The following is a 23,602-nucleotide window of genomic DNA, read 5'->3' as shown; positions in this document are numbered from 1 at the left end:
TGTGAGGGTTCTCGGCGTTCTCATGGTTTCTGCACGCCTCGTGCGGGCGTTGGTGCGGATGTCATGTTGGTAACGGATGGTGTTTCAATTGTTACAGGATCAGCTATTGTGGCATTGCCCATTAGCCGTTCCTCTGCTTCTCTGGTCATGATCGTAATACTGATCCGGCGGTTTACGGGGGCCAAAGGATTTTTGGTGTCCATCAAATTGCTGGCAGCCAGGCCGACGACGCGCGCCATTTTCGCATCTGGCATGCCAGCGGCCACCAATTCTCGGCGCGACGCATTCGCCCTGTCGGCGGATAGTTCCCAGTTGCTGTAGCCCCGTTCACCGTTGCCGTAGGGGGTACTGTCGGTGTGTCCGGCCAGGCTGATGCGATTTTCGACTTCGTTGAGGGCGCTGCCGATTTCTCGCAAAATCTCACGCATATAGGGTTTTACCAGGGCGCTGCCACTGTCAAACATGGGGCGATTTTGTTCGTCCACGATTTGAATCTGCAACCCATCGGGTGTGGTTTCTAGGCGAATTTGCGAGCGGAACTCGCTCAGTCTGGGGCTGCTGGTGATCAAGGAGTCGATTTTGGCGCGCAAGCTGGAGATGCGTTGGGCATCCTGCTTGGCAATCTCTGCCTTGGCCGCGGCATCATCCATTTTCTTCTTGGCCGGATCGTCCCCTGTGCCGCGTGTGCCTTGGCCGGCCGATTTGGTCAGATCCGAACCACCGCCAGACAAAATACTGTTGCTCGCACCGGCGCCGCTACCACCTTGCATGGCCACCTTCAGCGGGGTGTTGAAAAAGTCAGACAAGCCCTTTTTGTCGCCCTCCGAGGTGGAGCCCAGCAGCCACATCAGCAAAAAGAACGCCATCATGGCGGTCACAAAGTCGGCGTAAGCAATCTTCCAGGCGCCGCCATGCACGGCATGGCCGCCTTTCTTGATCTTCTTGACGATGATCGGTTGGAGCTTTTTACCGTCGCTCGCCATACCCGCTTTCTGCTAAGTTATTTTTTGCCACGGACATGGCCTTCCAGCTCCGCAAAACTGGGGCGGTCCGTTGAAAACAATACTTTTCGGCCAAATTCGATGGCCGTAGCGGGGTTGTAGCCCTGCATGCTGGCCAGCAAGGTGGATTTCATGCATTGCAGCTCTTTGGCGCCATCCTCGGTTTTTTGCTCCAGCAGCCCGCCAAGAGGTTCCACAACGCCATATGCAAGCAAGATCCCCAGGAAGGTACCTACCAGAGCGGAGGCGATCATGCCGCCCAGCACCGCCGGCGGTTGGCCTACTGAGCCCATGGTGTTCACCACCCCCAGCACCGCCGCCACAATCCCGAAAGCGGGCAAAGCGCCCGCCAGCCGCGCAATGGCTGCGATGGGTGCGTGGGCTTCGGCGTGGTGGGTGTCGATCTCGCTGTCCATCAGCGATTCGATTTCGTGGGCGTTCAGATTGCCGGACACCATCATCCGAAGGTAGTCGGTCATGAACTCCACCACGTGGTGATCGCTGCCCACCGTGGGGTATTTTTTGAAAAGCTCTGATTCGTGCGGGGACTCCACGTCACCCTCGATGGCCATCAACCCTTCTTTGCGGGCCTTTTGCAGGATGTCATACAGCAGGGACAGCAGCTCCAGGTAGCGGGTCTTGGTGTACTTTGAGCCCTTGAGCGCCTGCGGCAGCAGGGCCATGGTGGCTTTGAGTACTTTAGGCTGGTTGTTTACCGCAAAGGCCCCCAGTGCGCCGCCGAAAATGGTGATCAGCTCGAACGGCAAGGCCTTCAAAATTACAGCGATGTTGCCACCGTGGAAGATGTAGACACCGAAGATGCAACCCATGGAGACGGCATAGCCGATGAGGACGATCATGTCTGGGGTCGCGCAAGAGTTAGGGCGGTATAGGGATGCATCGTTATCAAAAGCGGCTTTTAACCTGTCTAAATGTATCGGATTTGTTGCACCTTACTTTAAAAATAAGGACCACAAAATGGCATTTAATCGGGCCTTGCTGCAGGGAGTTGAAGGTTTATCCTCCCATGAGACGGATGTCCTGTAAACCATCTCTTACGCAAGGCTGATTGACTATGACTGATTTGACGGACGCTGCCAGTCTTGTCTTGCCCGATGCGGACGCGACGCAGGATACCTTGCAGCAGGCGTTGGAGGCCCATAAAAAATGGGAGTTCGGGTCTGCGGAAGCCTTGTACCGCGCAGTGCTGGAAGCGGAGCCACTGCATGCGGATGCGCACCACAATCTGGGGGTTTTGCTGGCCGTGCAGCTGCTGCGGCCACAAGAAGCATTGCCACATTTCGAGGCTGCACTGAATGCGGACGCGGGGCGTCCGCAGTTCTGGTTTAGCTACATCGACGCCTTGATCCGCTGCCAACATTTCGATCTGGCGCGCGAGGTGCTGCCGCTGGCCCAGGCCCAGGGTTTGCAATTGGCTGCCATGAACGCCTTGAGTGAGCGGCTGCCTCGGCTGTCGCTACATACCGCGTCGCCTGTGCCAGCTGAACCGTCGGCCGAAGAGATGCAGGCCCTGGTGCAGCTGTTCAACCAAGGTGACTATGCGCAGGGCGAAGCGCGCGCCCGGGCGCTGGTGCAGCGCTGCCCGGAAAATGGTTTCGCCTGGAAGGCGCTGGGCACCATGCTGCAGCCGCAGGGCAAGAAGGAAGAGGCTTTGGCAGCCAAGTTAAAAGCCGTACAGCTTTTGCCAGAGGACGCAGAAGGCCTGTGCAATTTGGGCCGCTCGTATTTCGAGCTGGGCCAGACCCAGCAGGCCATCGAAGTTTTACAGGCCTGTGTGGCCGTCAAGCCGGATTACGCTGAGGCTTTCAATAACCTCGGCTTGGCCTTGAACGCAGACGGCCAGGTGGATGCGGCGCACCGCTGTTTTGAGCGCGCAATCGCCATACAACCCGGTTTCGCGGAGGCGCTGAATAACCTGAGCGGCATTTTCAATGTGCATGGCCAGGTGGATGAGGCCGTTGCCGTGCTGCAAAAGGCAGTGGCGGCCAAGGCCGACTACCGTATCGCCTTCGACAATCTGCTGTTTGTATTGAATTACCACCCAGACAAGAGCGCAGAAGACATATTTCAGACCTACGGCGAGTACGAGGAGCGCTTTGGATTGCCGCACCGCGCTAGTTGGGCTCCGCACCAGAATCCGCGCAATGCACAGCGGCGCTTGAAGGTCGGCTATGTGTCGCCCGACTTCAAGGGCCATGCCTGCACCTTCTTCATGGAGCCGCTGCTGTCCAAGCACGACCGCAATCTCGTCGATGTCTATGCCTACGCCGAGTTGACGCAAGAAGACGCGGCCACCCAGCGTTACAAGCAATACGTAGAGCACTGGGTACCCACCCGCGGCATGAGCGACGACGCGCTGGCCCAGCGCATCCGCGCCGACGGCATCGACATCCTGGTGGACCTGGCTGGCCATACTGCTGGCAATCGCCTGGGCGTGTTTGCACGCAAGCCGGCGCCGGTGTCCCTGAGTTGGATGGGTTTTGGCTACACCACCGGCCTGAAGGCCATCGACTACTACCTGACCGACACCGCCAGTGCACCGGCCGGCTGCGAGCATTTGTTCTCTGAACAGCCCTGGCGCTTGCCCGATTCCAGCTACGCCGTGTACCGCCCAGGCGTCGGCATGGGCGAAGTCAGCACTTTGCCCGCGCTGGAGCGCGGCTATGTCACCCTGGGCAGCCTGACCCGCGGCGTGCGTATCAACCGCCACACCATCCGTGTCTGGGCCCAGATACTGCAGCGTCTGCCCACGGCCCACATCGTCATCGACAGCAGCTCTTTCAAAGATGCGACTGTGCGAGACGCTGCGATAGGCAAATTTGGCGTCTATGGAATTGCGGCCGAGCGCCTGCACATCGGCTTCAACAGCCCCCCCTGGGATGTGCTGCGCGGCATCGACATCGGCTTGGACTGCTTCCCGCACAACTCGGGTACCACCTTATTCGAGACCCTGTACATGGGTCTGCCCTATGTGACCCTGGCCGGCCGCCCCAGCGTAGGCCGTATCGGCAGCGCCATCCTGCACGGGGTCGGCCATCCGGAATGGATTGCGCAGACCGAAGACGAATATGTGGATAAGGTCGTCGCCCTGGCGTCGGACCTACCGGCCCTGGCCGAGCTGCGCGGCACGCTGCGTACGCAGATGCAGGCCAGCCAGTTGATGGACGAGGCGGGTTTTACGCGCAAGGTCGAGCAGGCCTATGGCGAGATGTTTGCGCGCTGGGCCCAGCAGAGCCCTGTAGCGCAGGTGGACAACACATCGCTGGTGACGCGCCGCGATGCGCCTAGCGCGGACGAGATGCGCTTGCTGGCCTCGTTCTTCGAGTCGCGTGACTTTGTGGCGGGGGCTGAGGCCGCACGCGAAATGGTGCGCTTGTACCCTCGCGAAGGCTTTGGCTGGAAAGCCCTTGGCGCCATGCTGCACCCCTTGGGTCTGGTGGACGAGGCGCTGGCAGCCAAAAAGAAGGCCGTGGAGCTGATGCCGCAGGACGCCGAGGCGGCCTGTAACCTGGGCCAGTCGCTGCAAGACCAGGGGCACTACATGCTGGCCGAGGCCGCTTTGCAGCGGGCCTTGGCGCTGAACCCTGATTACGCAGAAGCCTATAACAACCTCGCCATCACGTACCAAAAAATGGGTCGTATTGCCGAGTCGGAAACCAATTTCCGGGCGGCGCTGGCGCTGAAACCCCAGCACAAATGGGTGTACGACAATTTTTTGTTCACACTGAACTACCACCCCGAGCACAGCGCTGAAACCATTTTTGAGGCTTACCGCGAATACGAGCGGCGCTTTGGTGATCCGTACCGGGGTGACTGGGTCGCACATGGCAATGACCGTAGCCTGGGCCGGCGCTTGCGGGTCGGCTATGTGTCGCCCGACTTCCGCAGCCATTCCTGCACTTTCTTCATGGAGCCCTTGCTGGCGTGGCACGACCCGGCCGTCGTCGAGGTCACGGCCTACGCCGAGCTGAACAAGGAAGATGCGGTCACCCAGCGTTACCAGCGCCATGTGGCGCACTGGGTGCCCACGCGCGGCATGAGCGACGCCGATCTGGCCCAGCGTATCCGGGCCGACGGCATCGACATCCTGGTCGATTTGGCCGGCCATACCGTAGGCAACCGCCTGGGCGTGTTCGCGCGCAAACCAGCACCGGTGTCCTTGAGCTGGATGGGCTACGGCTACACCACCGGCCTGCGTGCCATCGATTACTACCTGACGGACGAGGCCAGCGCCCCGGTGGGCAGCGAAGCTCTGTTCTCCGAGGAGCCCTGGCGCCTGCCGGACAGCTGCTATGCGGTGTACCGCCCGGGCGACGGCATGGGGGAGGTGAACCCCTTGCCTGCCCTGGAGCGCGGTTACGTCACCCTGGGCACCCTGACCCGCGGGGTGCGCATCAACCACCACACGGTCAGCGTCTGGGCCCGGGTGCTGCAACGTTTGCCGACGGCCCATCTGGTGGTCGACAGCCGGTCTTTCCAAGACGCGGCGGTACAAGAAGACGTGGTGCAGAAATTTGTGGCCCTGGGCATAGAGCGCGAGCGCCTGCACATCGGCTTCAACAGCCCCCCCTGGGATGTGCTGCGCGGCATCGACATCGGCTTGGACTGCTTCCCGCACAACTCGGGTACCACCTTATTCGAGACCCTGTACATGGGCCTGCCCTATGTGACCCTGGCCGGCCGCCCCAGCGTGGGCCGTATCGGCAGTGCCATCCTGCACGGTCTCGGCCGCCCGGAGTGGATTGCCACGACCGAAGACGAATACGTAGAAAAAGTCGTCGCCCTGGCATCCGATCTGCCGGCCCTGGCCCTGCTGCGCGCCGGTTTGCGCGCAGAGATGCAGGCCAGCCAATTGATGGATGAAAAACGCTTTGCCCGCAAGGTCGAGCAGGCCTATGGCCAGATGTTCGAGCGCTGGGTCAGTCGTACTGCCGAGGGGGCGGTCGAGGCCGCGCCCAGTGCAGACGCGATGAACGGCCTGGTGCGCCTGTACCAGGAGCAGGCTTTTGTGGAAGGCGAGCAAGCTGCGCAAGCCCTGGTCGCTCGCTATCCGCGCCACGGCTACAGCTGGAAGCTGCTGGGCTCGTTTGCGCAAAAGTGTGGCCATGTCGATGCGGCTTTGCAGGCCAAGCAACGCGCCGTGCAGCTCCTGCCCGACGACACCGAGGCGCTGTTCAACCTGGCCATGGCCTATGAGCAGCAGGGTCTGATGCGGCAGGCCGAGCCCTGCTACCGAGCGCTGATTGCTCTGCAGCCGGGCGACGCCGAGGCGCACCACAACCTGGGCAATACCCTGGTGGGCCAGGGGCGGCGTAACGAGGCCATTCCTTGCTACCGCGAAGCCCTGCGGCTCAAACCCGACTTCGAGGCCTCGCACCAAAGCCTGGGCGGTTTGCTGCAGGAGTCGGGAGGGCTGGTCGAGGCGGAATCGGTCTGGCGCAGCCTGCTGCGGCTCAAGCCCGACGATATGCAGGCGGCTTTGCATCTGGGCCGGGTCTTGCAGCAGCAAGGACGGCGGGCCGAGGCCGAGGTCAGCTTCCGCAAAGCTGTCGATGTGTCGGACGACAGCCATGTGGGCTACTTCCACCGCGGCAATTTCCTGGGTGAGCTGGGCTTGCTGGCCGAAGCCGAGGCTGATTTGCGCCGGGCTGTGGAGATCGAACCCCAGGCCGCCGAGGCCTGGAGCAATCTGTGCGGCATTCTCAAGGAGCAGTGCCGACTGGTGGAGGCCGAGGTCTGCGCCGTCAAGGCTCTGGAAATCAAGCCCGAGTTTGTGGCCGGCTGGGCCAACCATGCGGTGGTCCTGCTGATGCAGGGGCGCCTGGCCGAGGCGGAGGTGAGTTTCCGCCGTGCCATGGCCTTGGAGCCGCAACTGGTGGGTATTTTCTCCAGCCTGCTGTTTGCGCTGAACTACGACGCCGATAAAACGGCGGAGGAGATCTACGCCAACTACGCCGAGTTCGACCGGCTTTTTGGTGCTCCGCACCGGTCGGCCTGGCTACCGCACAGCAATCCGTCCGCAGCCGGGCGCCGGCTGAAGGTCGGTTACATGTCGCCTGACTTCAAAGGCCATGCGTGTACCTTCTTCATGGAGCCGCTGCTGTCCCAGCATGACCGCAGCGTGGTGGATGTTTATGCCTACGCCGATCTGGTGAAGGAAGATGCGGCCACTCAGCGTTACAAGCAATACGTAGAGCACTGGGTACCCACCCGCGGCATGAGCGACGACGCACTGGCCCAGCGCATCCGCGCTGACGGTATCGACATCCTGGTGGACCTGGCGGGCCACACCGCCGGCAACCGCCTGGGCGTGTTTGCGCGCAAGCCGGCGCCGGTATCTCTGAGCTGGATGGGTTTTGGCTACACCACCGGCCTGAAGGCCATCGACTACTACCTGACCGACGCCGCCAGCGCTCCGGCCGGTTGTGAGCATCTGTTCTCGGAGCAACCCTGGCGCCTGCCCGACGGCAGCTATGCCGCCTACCGCCCCAGCCCGAGCATGGGCGAAGTCAGCACTTTGCCGGCGTTGGAGCGTGGCTATGTCACCCTAGGCACCCTGACCCGCGGCGTGCGCATCAACCACCACACTATCCGCGTCTGGGCGCAGATACTGCAGCGCCTGCCCACGGCCCATCTGGTGATGGACAGCAGCTCGTTCAAAGACCAGGTGGTGCAGGAATCGGTAGCCCAGAAGTTTGTCGCCTACGGCATAGACCGGGATCGGCTGCACATCGACTACAGCAGCCCGCCGTGGAACGTGCTGCGCGGCATCGACATCGGCCTGGACTGCTTCCCGCACAACTCGGGCACCACCTTGTTCGAGACCCTGTATATGGGTCTGCCGTTCGTCACCTTGGCCGGCCGGCCCAGCGTAGGCCGTATCGGCAGCGCCATCCTGCACGGGGTGGGCCATCCGGAGTGGATTGCCCAGACCGAAGCGGAGTATGTAGACAAGGTCGTCGCCCTGGCGTCGGACCTGCCGGCCCTGGCCCAGCTGCGCGGCACGCTGCGTGCCCAGATGCAGGCCAGCCAACTGATGGACGAGGCGGGTTTTACGCGCAAGGTCGAGCAGGCCTATGGCCAGATGTTTGCGCGCTGGAAGGAGCAGCAAAAATGAAAGCAGTGATATTGGCCGGGGGCTTGGGCACCCGGATTTCCGAGGAAACGCATCTGCGCCCCAAGCCTATGATCGAGATCGGCGGCAAGCCCATTCTTTGGCACATCCTGAAGATGTACTCGGCCCACGGCGTGAACGACTTCGTGATCTGCTGCGGCTATAAGGGCTACATCATCAAGGAATACTTCGCCAACTACTTCCTGCACATGTCCGACGTGACCTTCGACATGGCCAGCAACCGCATGGAAGTGCACCACAAGCATGCCGAGCCCTGGAAGGTGACCCTGGTGGATACCGGCGACGACTCCATGACCGGCGGCCGTCTGAAGCGCGTGGCCGACTATTTGAAAGACGAGGCTGCTTTCTGCTTCACCTACGGCGATGGCGTGTCCGACGTGGACATCAGCGCCAGCATCGCCTTCCACCACCAGCACGGCAAGCTGGCCACCGTCACCGCCGTGCAGCCCCCGGGCCGCTATGGCGCGCTGCGCATGGACGGCGACGTGGTGCAGGGATTCACCGAAAAGCCGCGCGGTGGTGACGCGGGTGGCGGCCTGATCAACGGCGGCTTCTTCGTGCTCTCCCCCCAGGTGCTGGACCGCATCGCCGGCGACACCACCAGCTGGGAGGCCGAGCCATTGGCCGGGCTGGCCGCAGAGGGCCAGCTCATGGCCTATGAACACACCGGTTTCTGGCAACCCATGGACACTCTGCGCGAGAAAAACCTGCTGGAAGAACTCTGGTCCTCCGGCAAAGCCCCTTGGAAGCGCTGGTAATGGGCGTTTGGACCGATACCCCCGTTTTCCTCACCGGCCACACCGGATTCAAGGGCGGCTGGCTCAGCCTGTGCCTGCAGGCGCTGGGTGCCCAGGTGCACGGCTATGCGCTGGACCCCAACACCCAGCCCAGTCTGTTCGAGGTGGCAGGCGTGGCCGATACCTTGGCCAGCGACACCCGTGCCGATCTGGCCGACCTGGTGGCCTTGCAGGCCGCGCTGGCCGCCGCCCAGCCCACGGTGGTGTTCCATCTGGCGGCCCAGCCGCTGGTGCGCGCCAGCTATGCCGATCCCTTGGGTACTTTTGCCACGAATGTGATGGGCACGGCGCATCTGCTCGAAGCTGTGCGTTCCGTTCCCAGTGTGCGGGCCGTGGTGGTGGTGACCACCGACAAGGTGTACGACAACCGTGAATGGGTCTACCCCTACCGCGAAAGCGATGCGCTCGGCGGCCACGACCCGTACAGCGCCAGCAAGGGGGCGGCGGAAATCGTCACCGCCAGCTACCGCGCCAGCTTTTTCCATGCGGCCGGTGCAGCGCAGATCGCCACCGCCCGCGCGGGCAACGTGATTGGCGGCGGCGACTGGGCGGCAGACCGCCTGGTGCCCGACTGCCTGCAGGCCTTTGCCGCCCAGCGGCCGGTGCACTTGCGCTACCCCGGCGCGGTGCGTCCCTGGCAGCATGTGCTGGAGCCGCTATCGGCCTATCTGCGCCTGGCCGAGGCGCTGCTTCAACAGCCTTGCCACGCCGCCAGCGCCTGGAACTTTGGCCCCGATGCGCGGGGTGACGCCACCGTTGGCCAGGTGGCGCAGCGCCTGGCCGCGCTCTGGGGGCAGGGCGCCCAGGTTGAAATTCCAGATGGTGGCGTGCATCCGCACGAGGCCGGCCAGCTGCGGCTGGACATCACCCGCGCCCGCGCCGAACTCGGTTGGCAGCCGCGCTGGAGCCTGGACCAGGCGCTGGAGTACACCGTGGCCTGGCAGCGCGCCTGGCTGGCGGGCAAAGACATGGCGGCGGTCAGCCGCGCGCAGATTGCCGCCTATGGCCTGCTGTAATATGCTTGCTATTTTATTTGTAGCTGCTGGTGCAATGTATGACTGCGCCAATGGCCTATTTGACCTATGAGTCGGTTTGACATCCAACCCACCCCCCTGGCCGGGCTGCAGCGCGTGCAGCGCCAGCGCCTGGGCGATGCGCGGGGTTTTCTGTCGCGCCTGTTCTGCGCCGAAGAGTTAGCCCTGGCGGGGTGGACCGGCCCCATTGCCCAGATCAACCATACCTTTACCGCCCAACGGGGCACGGTGCGCGGCATGCATTTCCAGCACCCGCCGCATGCCGAGACCAAGCTGGTGAACTGCTTGCAGGGCGAAGTCTGGGATGTGGCAGTGGACCTGCGCCGCGGCTCGCCCACCTTTCTGCAATGGCATGCCGAACGCCTGTCCGCCGACAACCAGTGCGCACTGCTGATTCCCCCCGGCTTTGCCCACGGCTTCCAGGCGCTGACCGATAACGTGGAAATGCTCTACTGCCATTCCCAGCCTTATGCGGCACAGAGCGAGGCCGCCTTGCATGTGCAAGACCCGCACCTGGCCATCGCCTGGCCGTTGCCGGTGCAAGGCCTGTCACCGCGCGACGCCCAACATGCTTTGATAAGCGACGATTTTGAAGGAGTGCATTTGTGAAATGCCGCCACTGCGCCAGTGCGCTGAGCCTGCCGTTCCTGGACCTGGGCAGCGCCCCGCCCAGCAACGCCTATTTGACCGAGACCACGCTGAACGCACCTGAGCTCTGGTATCCGCTGCGCCTGCTGGTCTGCGAGAACTGCTGGCTGGTGCAGACCGAAGACCATGCGGGCCGCGACGCGCTGTTCAACGACGACTACGCTTACTTCAGCAGCTTCTCCAGCTCCTGGCTGGCCCATGCCAAAAGCTATGTGGATGCGATGCAGCAGCGCTTTGCGCTCGGCGCGCAGAGCATGGTGGTCGAGGTGGCGTCGAACGACGGCTACCTGCTGCAGTACGTGCAGGCCGCTGGCGTGCCCTGCTATGGCATTGAGCCGACCGCCAGCACCGCGGCCGCGGCCAAGGCCAAGCGCATTGCTGTGGTGGAGCGCTTCTTCGGCGTGGAACTGGCGCAGGAGCTGGCGGCAAAAGGCCAGCAGGCGGATCTGACCGCGGCCAACAATGTGTTGGCCCATGTGCCGGACATCAACGACTTCGTCGCCGGCTTTGCCGTACTGCTCAAGCCCCAGGGCGTGGCGACCTTCGAGTTCCCGCACCTGCAGCAAATGGTGCGGCAGTGCCAGTTCGACACTGCCTACCACGAGCACTATTCCTATTTGTCGCTCACCGCCGTGCAGCGCATTTTTGCGGCCAACGGCCTGCAGGTGTTCGATGTGCAAGAGCTGCCCACCCACGGCGGCAGCCTGCGCGTTTACGCCCAGCGTGCCGATACCGGCACCCAGCCATTGAGCCCGACAGTGCAGCAGGTGCTGCAGGCCGAGGAGGCCGTGGGCATGCGGACCCCCGATTTTTATAGCCAATTCGGTGCCCAGAGCAGGCGGATAGCGCGCGAGCTGCTCTCATTTTTGGTAAGTGCCGCACATGCCGGCCACAGCATTGCGGCCTACGGAGCCGCAGCCAAGGGCAATACCTTGCTGAACTTTGCCGGCGTGCGCCCGCACCTGCTGCCCTATGTGGTGGACAAAAACCCTGCCAAGCAGGGCAAGTACCTGCCTGGCAGCCGCATCCCCATCGTCGATGAAGCCCAGTTGCGCGCCCAGCAGCCGCACTATGTGCTGATACTGCCGTGGAACCTGCAGGCCGAGGTGATGGAACAGCTGGCCTATATCCGCGACTGGGGTGGCCGTTTCATCACCGCGGTGCCGGGACTGGTCGTGTGGCCGTGAAGGTACTGCTCACCGGCGCCAGCGGCTACCTGGGCCGCTACGTGCTGGCCAGCCTGCGCGCGCAGGGCTGCGAGGTGGTGGTGCTGGGGCGCAGCCTGCCGGCCGGTTTTGAAGATGTGCCGCTGGTGCACTGCGACCTGCTCGACGGCACGAATCTGGCTGCGGCGGTACAGCAGGCCGGCGCCACCCACCTAATGCACCTGGCCTGGACCACCGAATACGGCGTGTACTGGGCGTCGCCGCTGAACTTCCGTTGGGTCGATGCGACCCTGCGCCTGCTGCAGGCCTTTTGCGACGCCGGTGGCCGGCATGCGGCCATCGCCGGCACCTGTGCCGAATACGACTGGGCAGCCGGTTATCTGCGCGAAGACGCCACGCCCTATGCGCCCGCCACCTTGTACGGTGTGGCCAAGGATGCGACCCGCCGCATGGCCGCGGCGCTGTGTGCAGCCCGTGGTGTGTCGCTGGCCTGGGGCCATATCTTCTTTCCGTTCGGCCCGGGCGAGGCCAGCCAGCGCATGCTGCCCTCGCTGCTGCGGGTGTTCCGCGGTCAGGCGGCGCCGTTCGGCGTGAATCTGGCGGCTTACCGCGGCATGCTGTACGTGCCGGATGCGGCGAATGCGCTGGTGACCCTGCTGGTGCAGGGTTGCAAAGGCAACTTCAATATCTGCTCGGGCCAGCCGGCGCTGATTGGCGACGTGGTGCAGACCCTGGCCGGTTTATGTAACGCCGACCCGGCCCCGGTGCTGGCCCTGGCGACCGCCCGCCCTGGCGACCCGCCGATGCTGGTCGGCGAGAACACCCGCTTGCTGGCCACCGGCTGGCGACCTGCCTTTACGCTGGAGCAGGGCCTGGCCGCCCTGGTTGAGCACCCATCTTTAACGAGGACCTGACCCACTATGGCGAATCTGACAAACAACCACCTGAGCACCATGTTCTGGGGGACCACCGACCCGGATGACTTCACCAAGGGCGTGCAGCACTGCATCAATGCCGTCAAGGCGCAGGTTGGCATTTATGCGGGCGACAATCTTTTTACCTACAACCGCAACCTGAGCTTTCTGGAAGACGCGCCTTTCATGGCAGCGGTCGAGAAAAACGTGACCACCGAGGTCGAGCGGGCGATCATCTGGCGGACTTCCGTGCTGCTGTGGGGCGTGCGCAACGGCCTGCGGCTGGAGGGCGATTTTGTGGAAGGTGGCTGTTACAAAGGCACGAGCGTGCGCATCGTCTGCGAGACGGTCGACTTCGCCAAGGTGGGCAAGCGCTACTTTTTGTATGACTTGTTCGACCACGACCCCACCATGCCCCACCATGCCATGCCCGAGCACAGCAAACAGCTGGCCAAGTCGGTGGTCGACCGCTTTGCCGACATGCCCAACGTGGTGGTGACGCAAGGCAAAATTCCCGATGTGCTGGAACAGGTTGCACCGGAGAAAATTGCCTTCATGCATCTGGACATGAACAATGCTCCGGCCGAGGTCAGCGCGCTGGAGGTCTTGTTCGAACGCATGGTGCCCGGCGCCTTGCTGGTGCTGGACGACTACGGCTGGATTGCCTACCGCGGCCAAAAGCTGGCCGAAGATTCCTGGTTTGCGGCCCGGGGCTACCACGTGCTGGAGCTCCCCACAGGCCAAGGCCTGGTTATTAAGCGTTGATATTAGGAGCAAACATGACCCCAGAACAGCAATTCGCTGCCGAGCGCCAAGAGCGGCTCAGCGCCTACGCGCAAGACGCCGCGTTCAAAGACCTGTCGCGCCAATGGCTGCAAACGTCGATGGATAAAAAGTATGTATACAACTTTGACTGGCTGGGTCGGCCCATCATCCAGTATCCGCAGGACATGGTGGCCATGCAGGAGCTGGTGTGGACGGTGCGGCCCGATCTGATCATCGAAACCGGCATTGCCCACGGTGGCTCGCTGATACTCAGCGCGTCCATGCTGGCCATGCTCGATATGTGCGATGCGATTGAAAGCGGCAGCAGCATCGATCCGCGGGTTTCGGCGCGCAAGGTGATTGGCATCGACATCGACATCCGCGAGCACAACCGTGCGGCCATCGAAGCCCACCCCATGGCCAGCCGTATCCAGATGGTGCAAGGCTCGTCGATCGCGCCCGATGTGGTGGCCCAGGTACGGGAAGCGGCGCAGGGCTATAAAAAAGTGATGGTGTTTCTGGACTCCATGCACACCCACGACCATGTTCTGGGCGAGCTGGATGCTTATGCGCCGCTGGTCACCCCGGGCAGCTACTGCGTGGTGTTCGACACCTTTGTGGAAGACATGCCGCCCAAATTCTTTGCCGACCGCCCCTGGGACATCGGCAACAACCCCAAGACCGCCACCCGCCAGTGGCTGAAGAGCCACCCGGAGTTTGCGGTGGACCCGACCGCCGAGGCGCGGTTGATGGTGACGGTGGCGCCCGAAGGCTTCCTGAAGCGCGTGGGCTAGGCAAGCGTTTGTATGCAAAAGCGCCAGTTGCTATGTTATCCATAGCTGCTGGTGCAATCTAAATAAGCGCTGGAGCCCTATTTTGTCTAAAAACTGAGCCCCAAACAAAAAAAGACCCCGAGGGGTCTTTTTTGTTGGGGGCGCGGGTGCCTGATTATTGTTGCAGCAGGGTCAGCACGCTTTGTGGCAGCTTGTTGGCCTGGGCCACCATGGCGGTACCGGCCTGTTGCAGGATCTGGGTGCGCGACAGATTGGCGGTTTCCTGGGCGAAGTCAGCGTCCACGATCCGGCCCTTGGCAGCAGCCAGGTTTTCGATCTGGATGCTGATGTTGCTGACCGCGCTTTCAAAGCGGCTTTGCAAAGCACCCAGGCCGGCGCGGGCCGAGTTCACCTGGTCGATGGCTTTGTCGATCTTCTTCAGCGCCACCCAGGAGTTGCGCTGCGTGTCCACCGTCAAGGTGTCGATACCCAAGGCGTCTGTGGTGGTGTCGGTGGAATTGATGTTGGAAGCCAGCACGCCGCCGGCCAGACCGGTGGTGGCGGTGGTGAAACCAGCCAGCGTCACGACCTTGGCATCGCCCGCCGAATCCAGCTCGCTGGACATCAGATCGATGCGGTAGGTCTGGTCGTCGTTTTGCGACAGGAAGGCGGTGACGCCGGTGTCAGCCGATTTGCGGTTGATCGCTTCGATGACCTGGCCCATGCGTTCTTCGCCGGAATTGGCGGCGGCAATCGCGCCCAGATCAAAGGCTGCGGTGTCGCCGGTGACCGAAATCGTCAAAGTGTTGCTGGCGAGGGAGGTCAGCGTGCTGACGCCGGAAGCGTCCACGTTGCTGGCGGTCTGGTCGAAGGCGTAGGCCACGTCGGCCAATCCCTTGGCGGTCGAGTTGGTCAAGGCGCCCAGCGATGCCACGTCGCCTGAGTTGGCGCCCACCTGGAACACTGCGCCGGCAAACGAGCCGTCGAGAATCTTTTTACCGTTGAACGAGGTTTGCTTGGCAATCCGGTCCACTTCGTCGGTCAACTGGGTCACTTCGGCCTGCAGCGCGGCACGGTCGGCCTTGCTATTGGTGGCATTGCTGGCCTGGACAGCCAGTTCACGCATACGTTGCAGCATGTCGCCAACCTTGCCCAAAGCGCCTTCAGCGGTTTGTGCCAGCGAAATACCGTCGTTGGCATTGCGCGCGCCGACAGTCAGGCCGCGCACCTGGGTGGTCATGCGCTCCGAAATGGCCAAACCGGCGGCATCGTCCTTGGCGCTGTTCACCCGCAAGCCGGAGGACAGGCGTTGCATAGACGTCGCCAACGAGTTGGCCGAGGTTGCCAGGTTGCGCTGCGCATTGAGCGAATTGATATTCGTGTTGATCGTTGCAGCCATTACGGAGCTCCTTTTTCAGATGAAAGTTGGCCTATGCCAGTTCGGGTCAGCTCAGCTGGCCAACGACCATGAGCGGTAAGTAAATTGTGGACATCGGGGGAAAATGCAGTGGCGCGATAAGCGGCAGAAAAGCCGGGTTATTTACATGTCAGGCCTAAAGTTTTCTGTGGGACACCCGAAAACATACTCAACGGGCCTTTTCACTGGTTCGTCATTGAACTCAACCCTTCAGGAGCTTTGAAATGTCCACCTCTATCAATACGAACATCAATTCGCTCAATGCGCAGCGCAATTTGATGTCGTCGGCCAACTCGTTGGCGACGTCTATGCAACGTTTGTCCTCGGGTTTGCGGGTGAACAGCGCCAAGGACGATGCCGCCGGTTTGGCGATTTCCGAGCGTTTCCTGACCCAGGCCAAAGGTTTGACGGTCGGTGCCCGTAACTCCAACGACGGTATCTCGCTGGCGCAAACCGCTGAAGGCGCTTTGGGCAAGGTTGGCGACATGCTGCAACGTATGCGTGAACTGGCTGTCCAGGCCAGCAATGCCACCAACAGCAAGGCCGACCGCGCCGCGCTGCAATCTGAAGTTTCCCAGCTGACCGACGAAGTGGATCGGATTGCCAAGCAAACCACCTTCAACGGCAAAAAAGTGCTGGACGGTTCGTTCGCTGGTGCGGTGTTCCAAGTGGGCGCCAATGCCGGCGACAACATTTCTGTGGGCGCTTTGACCAATTCCAGCGCCAAGGGCTTGGCCGATGTGTCTTACGCCTTCGACCAAACCGCCAGCAACGTGGACGCTTCTGCTGTGAGCACACTGGCTTCCATCGCAACCAACGTGTTGACGGTGTCGGTGACCGGTGATGCTGCTGCCTTCGATTTGGGTGCGATTGCCGCAGCCAGCTCTGGCGAAGAACGCATGGGTCAAGTCGTTGAAGCGATCAACCGTAAGTCTGCCGATACCGGTGTGACGGCTTTCCTGTCGCAAAACGACGACCAGACCTATCGTATCGATCTGATGTCCAGCGAGCTGGATTCGGCTGGCGATGCCAAGGTCGTGACGCTGGCTGGTTTCACCACCGCCACCACCGGCCTGGCCGGCGGCGCATTGGCATCCAATATCAATGCGACCAATACCACTACCGATGCCCTGGGTATTGACACCCTGTCGGTGGACACACAGCGCAATTCTTGGGTGGCCCTGAAGAAGATCGATGCCGCTATCGACCAGGTGAACTCGGCACGTGCGGATCTGGGTGCTTTGCAAAGCCGCTTTGAAAGCGCCGTGGGCAATATTGCGATCAGCGTGGAAAACATCTCCGCTGCACGTGGCCGGATTGTGGATGCTGACTTCGCGTCGGAAACCGCCAATCTGTCGCGTACGCAGATCCTGCAACAGGCTGGTACCGCCATGGTGGCCCAGGCCAACAAGCTGCCACAGAGCGTGCTGTCTCTGCTGCAATAAGTTTGTAAGCACCGCGGTCTGCAGGTTCGGGTTGCCAAGGCGACCCCGATATGCAGGTTGCTTATTGGTAAAAAGGTGCTAAAACTCGAAGGCGGATAAAGGAACCCCCTTTATCCGCCGTTTTGCCTTCTGGAATGCGGATACAAATACGGCTATTCGCATTCAGCGTGGCAGGCACCGCTCTCGGAGGTCATCATGGGTATTTCATCAACCGGTATTGGCAGTGGTTTGGAGGTGGAGTCCATCATCACCAAACTGGTGACTTTGGAAAAGCAGCCGTTAACCACGCTGCAGACCAAGGCTGCGATTATCCAGACCAAAATCTCGGACTATTCGCAGATCAAGTCGCTGGTGTCTACCTTGTCGGACGCGGCTTCGAAAATGACGCTGGATAGCGGCTGGAACAGCCTGTCGGTGTCGTCCTCGAATAGCGCGGCGGTGTCGGCTGCGGTGACCGGGCTGGCCACGGCGACCAGTTTCAGCGTGGGGGTGTCGCAGCTGGCCAAAGCCCAGTCTACGGTGTCTACAGCGGTGACGGCTGGCGCGGCGCTCGGATCTTCGGGCACCCTGACCTTGCAACTGGGTACCTGGGCCAGCAATGCTTTCACGGCGGGATCGGCTCCCAGTGTCGCCGTGACCGTGGCAGCTACCGACACCATGGCCCAGATCGCAACCAAAATCAATGATTCCGGCTCGGGCTTGGTGGCCACAGTGTTGACCGATGCATCGGGCGACCGTTTGATGCTGCGTTCGTCTGCCACGGGGGAGGCCGCAGGTTTTCGTATTCTGGCCACCGATGGCGATGGTAACGACACGGACAGCAGTGGTTTGTCGCGCCTGGGCTTTGATTTATCCGCGACTACCGCATACGGCATGGGCGCCAACACCTACCAGGCCGGGCAGAACGCCAAGGCCACGATCAACGGCATTGCCGTGACCTCCACGACCAACAAGTTCAAGGACGTGATCGCGGGCTTGACGATCACTGCGTCCGAGGTGACCGGTAGCAATGTGGAGATATCCGCCACCAACGACAAAGAGGCATTGACGACCAATATCCAGGCTTTTGTGGATGCCTACAACGCTATTAACAAATACCTGGCCGATGCCACGGCTTACGACTCTACCTCGAAAACATCAGGAGATTTGCAGGGTGATGCGACGGCGATTGGCCTGCGCAACAGCTTGCGTTCGATGATGGGAACGGCTACGACAGGCGGCAGCGTGACCCGCTTGTATGAACTGGGCATCAGCATGGGTCAAGACGGAAATTTGACTGTGAATGCAGCCAAGCTGAGTACGGCACTGGATACCCCGGACAAGGTCAAAACCTTTTTTGCCCAGAACAACAACGACACCGCCAGCAATGGCTTGGCGCGCAAGGTGAAGGCCTTCACGACGGATTTGCTGTCCTTCAGTGGTGCGATGAACAACAAGGCAGATGCGCTGGCCGCTGAGACCAAGCGCAATACAGCTGAGCAAGACAAGGTGACTGCGCGCGCGGCGGCTGTGGAGAAGCGTTTGCGTGCCACCTATACCGCGCTGGATACCAAGATGGCAACCTTGAGTGCGCTCAGCACCTACATCACGCAGCAGGTGGAGGTCTGGAATAGCAGCAACTCTAATTAAGCAGCAGCGCTGCTCGCTGTTGTGCACTCGGTTGCCTGAATTTTTCCAAATGCCAATTTTTGATTTGAGTTTCTATGGGCAATGCCGATAACTAAAGTATCAAGTCCAATGGAATCCACGACCATGTTTACTCCAGTTAGCGCCCGAGCTGCATCTGCTTACAAGCGAGTCGGCGCTCAAACCAGCGTAGAGGGAGCCAGTCCGCACCAAGTGGTTTGCTTGTTGTTTGAAGCCTTGATGCAATCCCTGTATGCAGCCCGCGGTTGTATTGACCGCGGCGACCTGGAAGGCAAGGGGAATGCGCTGTCCAAGGCGGTGCGCATTCTGGATGAGGGTCTGAAGTTATCGCTGGACATCGAGTCTGGCGGTGACCTGGCGCTCAATCTGCGTGGTGTATACAACTACAGCATCTTGCAGCTGACGACGGCCAATCTCAAAAATGATGCGGCTTTGGTTGATGAGGTCGTGCAATTGATTGCCCCTGTATTTGATGCCTGGAAAAGCATCGCTGTGTCTCCTGTCGCAAAAATCTAAATTCACCTATCGTGCCGGACCCAGACTATGTCGCAAATTCTGATTGACTACTACAAAGCCATTGAAGACAGCAGCCACAAGATGCTGCAGGCTGCCCAGCACGAAAACTGGGATGAGGTGGTGCGCTATGAGGGGGCTTGTGCGGTGTTGATCGAGCAACTGCGCCACCAGTCCTTGGCGGAACAGCTGACCCCTGAGCACAAAACAGAAAAGGCCCGCATCATGCAACGCATTTTGCGCAACGACGCGCAAATCCGTTGTTTGACCGAGCCTTGGATTCAGCAGTTTGAACAGATTCTGGAGCGCCGCCCCCAACTGCTGCATTGAGGGACGGGAGGGCACTCCCACCAGGGAGGGCCCAGTCAAGCAGGTGTTAGACCTGCATATTCATGATGTCGCTGTACGCCTGCACCATGCGGTTGCGTACATGCAACGTGGCCTGAAAGCCGATTTGCGCTTTCTGGATCGCCACCATCGTTTCTTCCAAGCTGACGTTCGGGTTTTCCATCTGCACTTCTTTTTGCAGCTGGGTGGCGTTGTTTTGCGCTGCGCTGACCTCGGTGAGTGCGCCTTTCAGTGCGCCTGCAAAGCCTGCACTTTTGGTGTCTGGCGTGGCTGCTGGGCCGATGCGCGAGGTAGCCCCGGTACGGCTGGGCAGGCTGGGAGAAATGGGTGACAAGCGGAGATCCATGGCGGTTCCTCCTGGTGATGGATGCAATGCCTGGATCGTAGCGACACCGACGCTGTAGCATTGCGGGGAAATGGTTGCCAAATCCCCAGCTTATTGGGTCGATGGTTTGGCGGCCAGCCCGAATAATCTCCATTGTCCGTGGAGCAAGCTCGCGCCATACCGATCCGGAAAGCATGATGTCTGCAGTCGCCGAAATACCCGTTAGTTCACCGTTGACGCAAAGGCTGGCCAATTTGGACCGCCCGCAGCGTATGCGCTTGGGTGCGGGTGTCGCCTTGCTGGTGGTGGTCGTGATTGCGGCCTTGGTGCTGGGCCGGCAACCCGAGTACAAGGTGCTATATGCCAATCTGGCAGACAAAGACGGCGGTGCCATCGTGGCGCAACTGTCGCAAATGAATGTCCCCTACAAGTACACCGAGGGTGGCGGAGCCATCTTGGTGCCTACCGATCGTGTGCACGACACCCGCTTGCGGCTGGCGTCGCTGGGTTTGCCCAAGGGCTCGGTCTCTGGATTCGAGCTGATGGAGGCCAACCGTTTCGGGATGACGCAGTTCCAGGAGCGTTTGGCGTTTCAGCGGGGGCTTGAGGGGGAGCTGACCCGTTCTATACAGGCTTTGTCCTCGGTTTCCAGTGCCCGCGTGCACTTGGCGTTGCCCAACCAGAATGGTTTTTTCAGAGAACAGCAAAAGCCTTCGGCATCTATTTTGGTGAGTCTGCACCCGGGCCAGTCCTTGGACCGTACCCAGTTGGCGGGCATCGTGCACCTGGTAGCTTCCAGCGTGCCCGAGATGCAGCCCAGTGCCGTGAGTGTGCTGGACGACACGGGCAAGCTGCTGTCGCAGTCGCCCGATAGCACCACCGGTGGTGCCGATGCTGAGCAACTGCAGTATGTGCAGCGGATCGAGCAGCAATACAGCCGCCGTATTCTGGACATGCTGGAGCCTATCGTCGGGCGGCAGAACGTAAAAGCCCAGGTCACCGCGGAAGTCGATTTTTCGCAGACCGAGTCGACTGCCGAGATGCACAAGCCGAATCTGGCCAGCGATGCAAGCGCGGTACGTAGCCAGCAAGTGGTGGAAAGCAGCGGTAACGCGGCCAACGCGGGTCCGAGCGGTGTTCCTGGTGCAACTTCTAACCAGCCGCCAGCATCTGCAGCGGCGCCTATCAATGGGGCGGCTGTGCCTTTGACAGCCGGCGGTGCCAATGCGGCGGCAGGTGCCAATGGCGGCACCATGAAGCGTGAGTCTGTTACCAATTACGAGGTGGACAAGACGGTGCGGGTGGTGCGGGGTGGCTCTGGTGCTATCAAGCGCTTGAGCGCCGCCGTGGTTGTGAACCACGCCACTACCGAAGATGACAAAGGCAAACCTGTCACCAAGGCCCTGAGCGAGCAGCAAATCGAACAAATGACTGCTTTGGTGCGGGAGTCGATAGGCTTCAACAAAGACCGTGGCGACTCTGTGAACCTGATGAATGCGCCGTTTATGGTGCAAGCCCCGGTGGTGGATGACACCCCTCTCTGGAAGCAACCGCAGACGCTGGAGATGGCGCGCAGTCTGGCTTGGCCGGTGGGCACGCTGTTGCTGGCGGCTCTGGTCATTCTGGGCTTGGTGCGCCCTGGCTTGAAGGCCATGGCGGCGCCCAAGGCTTCCCCTGCAGGCGGCCCTGTGGGTGGTGGCTTCGGGCCCGATGGCTCGCCGGCGATGGGCTCTCTGGGTGGGCCATTGGATGCCTTGGTTGCCAACGATACGCAGCGGCCGACGACTTTTAACGAAGACGGTGTGCAGGTATTGGCACCCACCGAGCACCAGTTGCGGCTGGAAGATGCGCGGGAACTGGCCCGAACCAACTCTACGGCAGTCGCCAATATCGTGAAAAACTGGATCAACGGGGAGTCCGCGGGCTGAAAGGCCGGCGTATGAAAGAGCACCATGGATGAACAAGGTCTCACCGACGCAGCCATTTTTCTGATGTCTCTGGGCGAAGAAGAGGCGGCCGAGGTTTTTAAGCATTTGTCGCCGAAAGAGGTGCAGAAGCTGGGCGAAACGATCGCCAAGACCAAGGTCGTGACGCGGGAAAAGGTCGATCAAGTGTTGGTGCGGTTCACCAGCGCGGCGGCTGCCCAAAGCCTGCTGGTGACCGATACCGCCGACTATGTCAAGGCGGTGCTGCGGCGTGCGCTGGGGGACGACAAGGCCTCGCTGCTGATTGACCGCATTTTGCTGGGCGGTGATGTATCGGGTATTGAAAGCCTGAAGTGGATGGATCCGCTGTCTGTCGCCGAGCTGCTGCGCAATGAGCATCCCCAAATCGTGGCGGCTATCTTGGTGCATCTGGACTATGAACAGGCAGCGGCGGTGCTGAAGCAGTTGACGGAGCGCCAGCGCAACGAGGTGCTGCTACGGGTGGCCACGCTGGAGGGTATCCAACCTACTGCGTTGAAGGATTTGAACGAGGTCTTGTTCAAGGTGCTGGCTGGTGGCGACAAGATTCGCAAGACCTCCCTGGGTGGCGTCAAGGCGGCGGCTGAAATCATCAATTTGTTGGGTGCCAATATCGAAGGTACGGTCATCGAGTCGATCAAAGGCTTTGATTCCGATCTGGCGCAGAAAATTGTCGACAAGATGTTTGTCTTTGACGACGTCATCAAGCTGGATAACAAGTCGATCCAGCTGGTGCTGAAAGAAGTGGCATCGGAGACCTTGATCGTGGCCCTGAAGGGCGCGGGCCCCGAGCTGAAAGAGAAAATTTTGGCCAATATGTCGTCCCGCGCGGCAGAAACGATGCGCGAAGATCTGGAATCCCGTGGCCCGATGCGGCTGTCGGAAGTTGAGACCCAGCAGAAGGAAGTGCTCAAAATTGTGCGCCGCTTAGTGGATGAAGGCCAGGTTGTATTGGGAACGGGTGGCGATGACAGCTTCGTCTAAAGCCCGGACCCACTCCCGCTTCATTCGCAGTGAAGAATTGGGTGTTGTATCGGAGTGGCAGTTTGGTTCGGTTGGCCCGCCGGCTTTGGTGGTAGAGCAACTTCCAGAACCAGAACCAGAGCCAGAAGAGCCCGAGCAGGTCCGTCTGGACCGGGCCTGGGAGGATGGCCATGCGGCCGGGTATGCGCAAGGCCATACCGAGGCAATGAACGAGGGAAACCAGCGCTTGGACGCATTCGTGCAGGGGCAGGGCGTCGAGACGGCGCGCGCTTTGGCGGAAATCTTGTCTGGCATGCAGGAGCGTTTGACCCAGGCAGAACAGGACATTGCGCAACAGGTACTGGCACTTGCGTGCAGTTTGGCCCGCCAGGTAGTGCGACGTGAGCTGGCGATCGACAAGGCTGCCTTGGAGCCCGTGATTCGAGAAGCACTCGGTATGCTGGTTATGGACGGTAAGCGGGCCGTCATCAAGTTGCACCCCCTGGATCTCGAGGTGCTGCGCGAACCATTGCAAGAAGCTTTTCCTTCTCCGACATTGACCTGGCTGGCTGATGAGCTGGTTGAGCGCGGGGGCTGTTTGGTGGAGTCTGGCGGCACGGTCATCGACGGCACCTTGTCTAAGCGTTGGGAGCGTGCGGTCGCCAATCTAGGGCTGGTATCGGCCTGGACGGATGTTGACGATGGAGCCTGAAGCCGCACCCCTGT

20 protein-coding genes are annotated in these 23,602 nt (G+C 61.0%); 15 read left to right on the top strand and 5 right to left on the bottom strand.

Annotated elements, in window-relative coordinates:
- Nucleotides 1-20 precede the first annotated feature (20 nt).
- Together motB and motA are read right to left on the bottom strand one after the other, a co-directional pair.
- Nucleotides 21-983, bottom strand: a complete 963-nt coding sequence (motB, locus tag BLT66_RS25405; RefSeq protein WP_092762589.1) for a flagellar motor protein MotB — start codon at nt 981-983, stop codon at nt 21-23.
- Between the two features lie 17 nt (nt 984-1,000).
- Nucleotides 1,001-1,861 carry a flagellar motor stator protein MotA gene (gene motA / locus BLT66_RS25400; RefSeq protein WP_092762587.1) on the bottom strand — a complete coding sequence of 287 codons (861 nt, stop codon included), beginning with the start codon at nt 1,859-1,861 and terminating at the stop codon, nt 1,001-1,003.
- 215 nt (nt 1,862-2,076) lie between these two features.
- Between motA and BLT66_RS26995 the strand changes: the two genes are divergently transcribed.
- The 8 genes from BLT66_RS26995 to BLT66_RS25355 all read left to right on the top strand — a co-directional run bounded on the left by BLT66_RS26995 (nt 2,077) and on the right by BLT66_RS25355 (nt 14,275).
- Nucleotides 2,077-8,139 (top strand): O-linked N-acetylglucosamine transferase family protein, encoded by a 6,063-nt coding sequence (locus BLT66_RS26995; protein WP_218922664.1) that lies wholly within the window; start codon nt 2,077-2,079, stop codon nt 8,137-8,139.
- On the top strand, nt 8,136-8,915 hold the full coding sequence (gene rfbF, locus BLT66_RS25385) for a glucose-1-phosphate cytidylyltransferase (protein WP_092762585.1): 780 nt from the start codon (nt 8,136-8,138) through the stop codon (nt 8,913-8,915). The genes BLT66_RS26995 and rfbF overlap by 4 nt, the downstream gene beginning before the upstream one ends.
- Nucleotides 8,915-9,970, top strand: coding sequence for a CDP-glucose 4,6-dehydratase (gene rfbG / locus BLT66_RS25380; protein WP_092762583.1), 1,056 nt, complete (start codon nt 8,915-8,917; stop codon nt 9,968-9,970). Before rfbF ends, rfbG begins: the two co-directional genes overlap by 1 nt.
- Nucleotides 9,971-10,036: 66 nt before the next feature.
- The gene (locus BLT66_RS25375; protein ID WP_092762581.1) at nt 10,037-10,597 is read left to right on the top strand and encodes a dTDP-4-dehydrorhamnose 3,5-epimerase family protein; all 561 of its coding nucleotides are present in this window, start codon (nt 10,037-10,039) and stop codon (nt 10,595-10,597) included.
- Nucleotides 10,594-11,823 (top strand): class I SAM-dependent methyltransferase, encoded by a 1,230-nt coding sequence (locus tag BLT66_RS25370; RefSeq protein WP_092762579.1) that lies wholly within the window; start codon nt 10,594-10,596, stop codon nt 11,821-11,823. The genes BLT66_RS25375 and BLT66_RS25370 overlap by 4 nt, the downstream gene beginning before the upstream one ends.
- The gene (locus tag BLT66_RS25365; protein ID WP_218922663.1) at nt 11,814-12,716 is read left to right on the top strand and encodes an NAD-dependent epimerase/dehydratase family protein; all 903 of its coding nucleotides are present in this window, start codon (nt 11,814-11,816) and stop codon (nt 12,714-12,716) included. The genes BLT66_RS25370 and BLT66_RS25365 overlap by 10 nt, the downstream gene beginning before the upstream one ends.
- Nucleotides 12,717-12,722: 6 nt before the next feature.
- The gene (locus tag BLT66_RS25360; RefSeq protein WP_092762577.1) at nt 12,723-13,481 is read left to right on the top strand and encodes a class I SAM-dependent methyltransferase; all 759 of its coding nucleotides are present in this window, start codon (nt 12,723-12,725) and stop codon (nt 13,479-13,481) included.
- 14 nt (nt 13,482-13,495) lie between these two features.
- Nucleotides 13,496-14,275 (top strand): cephalosporin hydroxylase family protein, encoded by a 780-nt coding sequence (locus BLT66_RS25355; RefSeq protein WP_092762575.1) that lies wholly within the window; start codon nt 13,496-13,498, stop codon nt 14,273-14,275.
- Between the two features lie 154 nt (nt 14,276-14,429).
- Here BLT66_RS25355 and BLT66_RS25350 read toward each other — a convergent pair whose 3' ends face one another.
- Complete coding sequence (locus BLT66_RS25350) at nt 14,430-15,653, bottom strand: flagellin (protein WP_092762573.1); 1,224 nt, start codon at nt 15,651-15,653, stop codon at nt 14,430-14,432.
- Nucleotides 15,654-15,895: 242 nt separating this feature from the next.
- Between BLT66_RS25350 and BLT66_RS25345 the strand changes: the two genes are divergently transcribed.
- Together BLT66_RS25345 and fliD are read left to right on the top strand one after the other, a co-directional pair.
- Nucleotides 15,896-17,116, top strand: a complete 1,221-nt coding sequence (locus tag BLT66_RS25345) for a flagellin N-terminal helical domain-containing protein (protein WP_092762571.1) — start codon at nt 15,896-15,898, stop codon at nt 17,114-17,116.
- A 195-nt stretch (nt 17,117-17,311) separates the two neighbouring features.
- Nucleotides 17,312-18,745, top strand: a complete 1,434-nt coding sequence (fliD, locus tag BLT66_RS25340; protein WP_092762569.1) for a flagellar filament capping protein FliD — start codon at nt 17,312-17,314, stop codon at nt 18,743-18,745.
- On the opposite strand, the gene BLT66_RS27335 is transcribed toward fliD, so the two are convergent.
- Nucleotides 18,742-18,870, bottom strand: coding sequence for a hypothetical protein (locus BLT66_RS27335; protein WP_255407087.1), 129 nt, complete (start codon nt 18,868-18,870; stop codon nt 18,742-18,744). The genes fliD and BLT66_RS27335 overlap by 4 nt on opposite strands.
- Here BLT66_RS27335 and fliS point away from each other — a divergent pair.
- Both fliS and BLT66_RS25330 read left to right on the top strand, forming a co-directional pair.
- Nucleotides 18,827-19,279: a flagellar export chaperone FliS gene (fliS, locus tag BLT66_RS25335; protein ID WP_369821640.1), complete on the top strand. Its 453-nt coding sequence runs from the start codon at nt 18,827-18,829 to the stop codon at nt 19,277-19,279. The two genes, BLT66_RS27335 and fliS, sit on opposite strands and share 44 nt — an antisense overlap.
- A 27-nt stretch (nt 19,280-19,306) precedes the next feature.
- Nucleotides 19,307-19,606 carry a flagellar protein FliT gene (locus BLT66_RS25330; protein WP_092762567.1) on the top strand — a complete coding sequence of 100 codons (300 nt, stop codon included), beginning with the start codon at nt 19,307-19,309 and terminating at the stop codon, nt 19,604-19,606.
- A gap of 46 nt (nt 19,607-19,652) precedes the next feature.
- On the opposite strand, the gene fliE is transcribed toward BLT66_RS25330, so the two are convergent.
- Nucleotides 19,653-19,970: a flagellar hook-basal body complex protein FliE gene (gene fliE, locus BLT66_RS25325; RefSeq protein ID WP_092762565.1), complete on the bottom strand. Its 318-nt coding sequence runs from the start codon at nt 19,968-19,970 to the stop codon at nt 19,653-19,655.
- Between the two features lie 176 nt (nt 19,971-20,146).
- On the opposite strand from fliE, the gene fliF reads away from it, so the two are divergent.
- From fliF to BLT66_RS25310, 3 genes are read left to right on the top strand one after another with little or no spacing between them, the layout of a single operon-like run.
- Nucleotides 20,147-21,877, top strand: a complete 1,731-nt coding sequence (gene fliF / locus BLT66_RS25320) for a flagellar basal-body MS-ring/collar protein FliF (protein WP_092762563.1) — start codon at nt 20,147-20,149, stop codon at nt 21,875-21,877.
- 24 nt (nt 21,878-21,901) lie between these two features.
- On the top strand, nt 21,902-22,897 hold the full coding sequence (gene fliG / locus BLT66_RS25315; RefSeq protein ID WP_092762561.1) for a flagellar motor switch protein FliG: 996 nt from the start codon (nt 21,902-21,904) through the stop codon (nt 22,895-22,897).
- A complete protein-coding gene (locus BLT66_RS25310) occupies nt 22,881-23,588 on the top strand; it encodes a FliH/SctL family protein (RefSeq protein ID WP_092762559.1) in 708 nt (235 codons plus the stop codon). The genes fliG and BLT66_RS25310 overlap by 17 nt, the downstream gene beginning before the upstream one ends.
- The last annotated feature ends 14 nt before the right edge of the window (nt 23,589-23,602 follow it).

Source organism: Rhodoferax sp. OV413 (assembly GCF_900104385.1).
GTDB lineage: Bacteria > Pseudomonadota > Gammaproteobacteria > Burkholderiales > Burkholderiaceae_C > Rhodoferax_B.
This window is presented reverse-complemented; position numbering and strand designations above follow the sequence as displayed.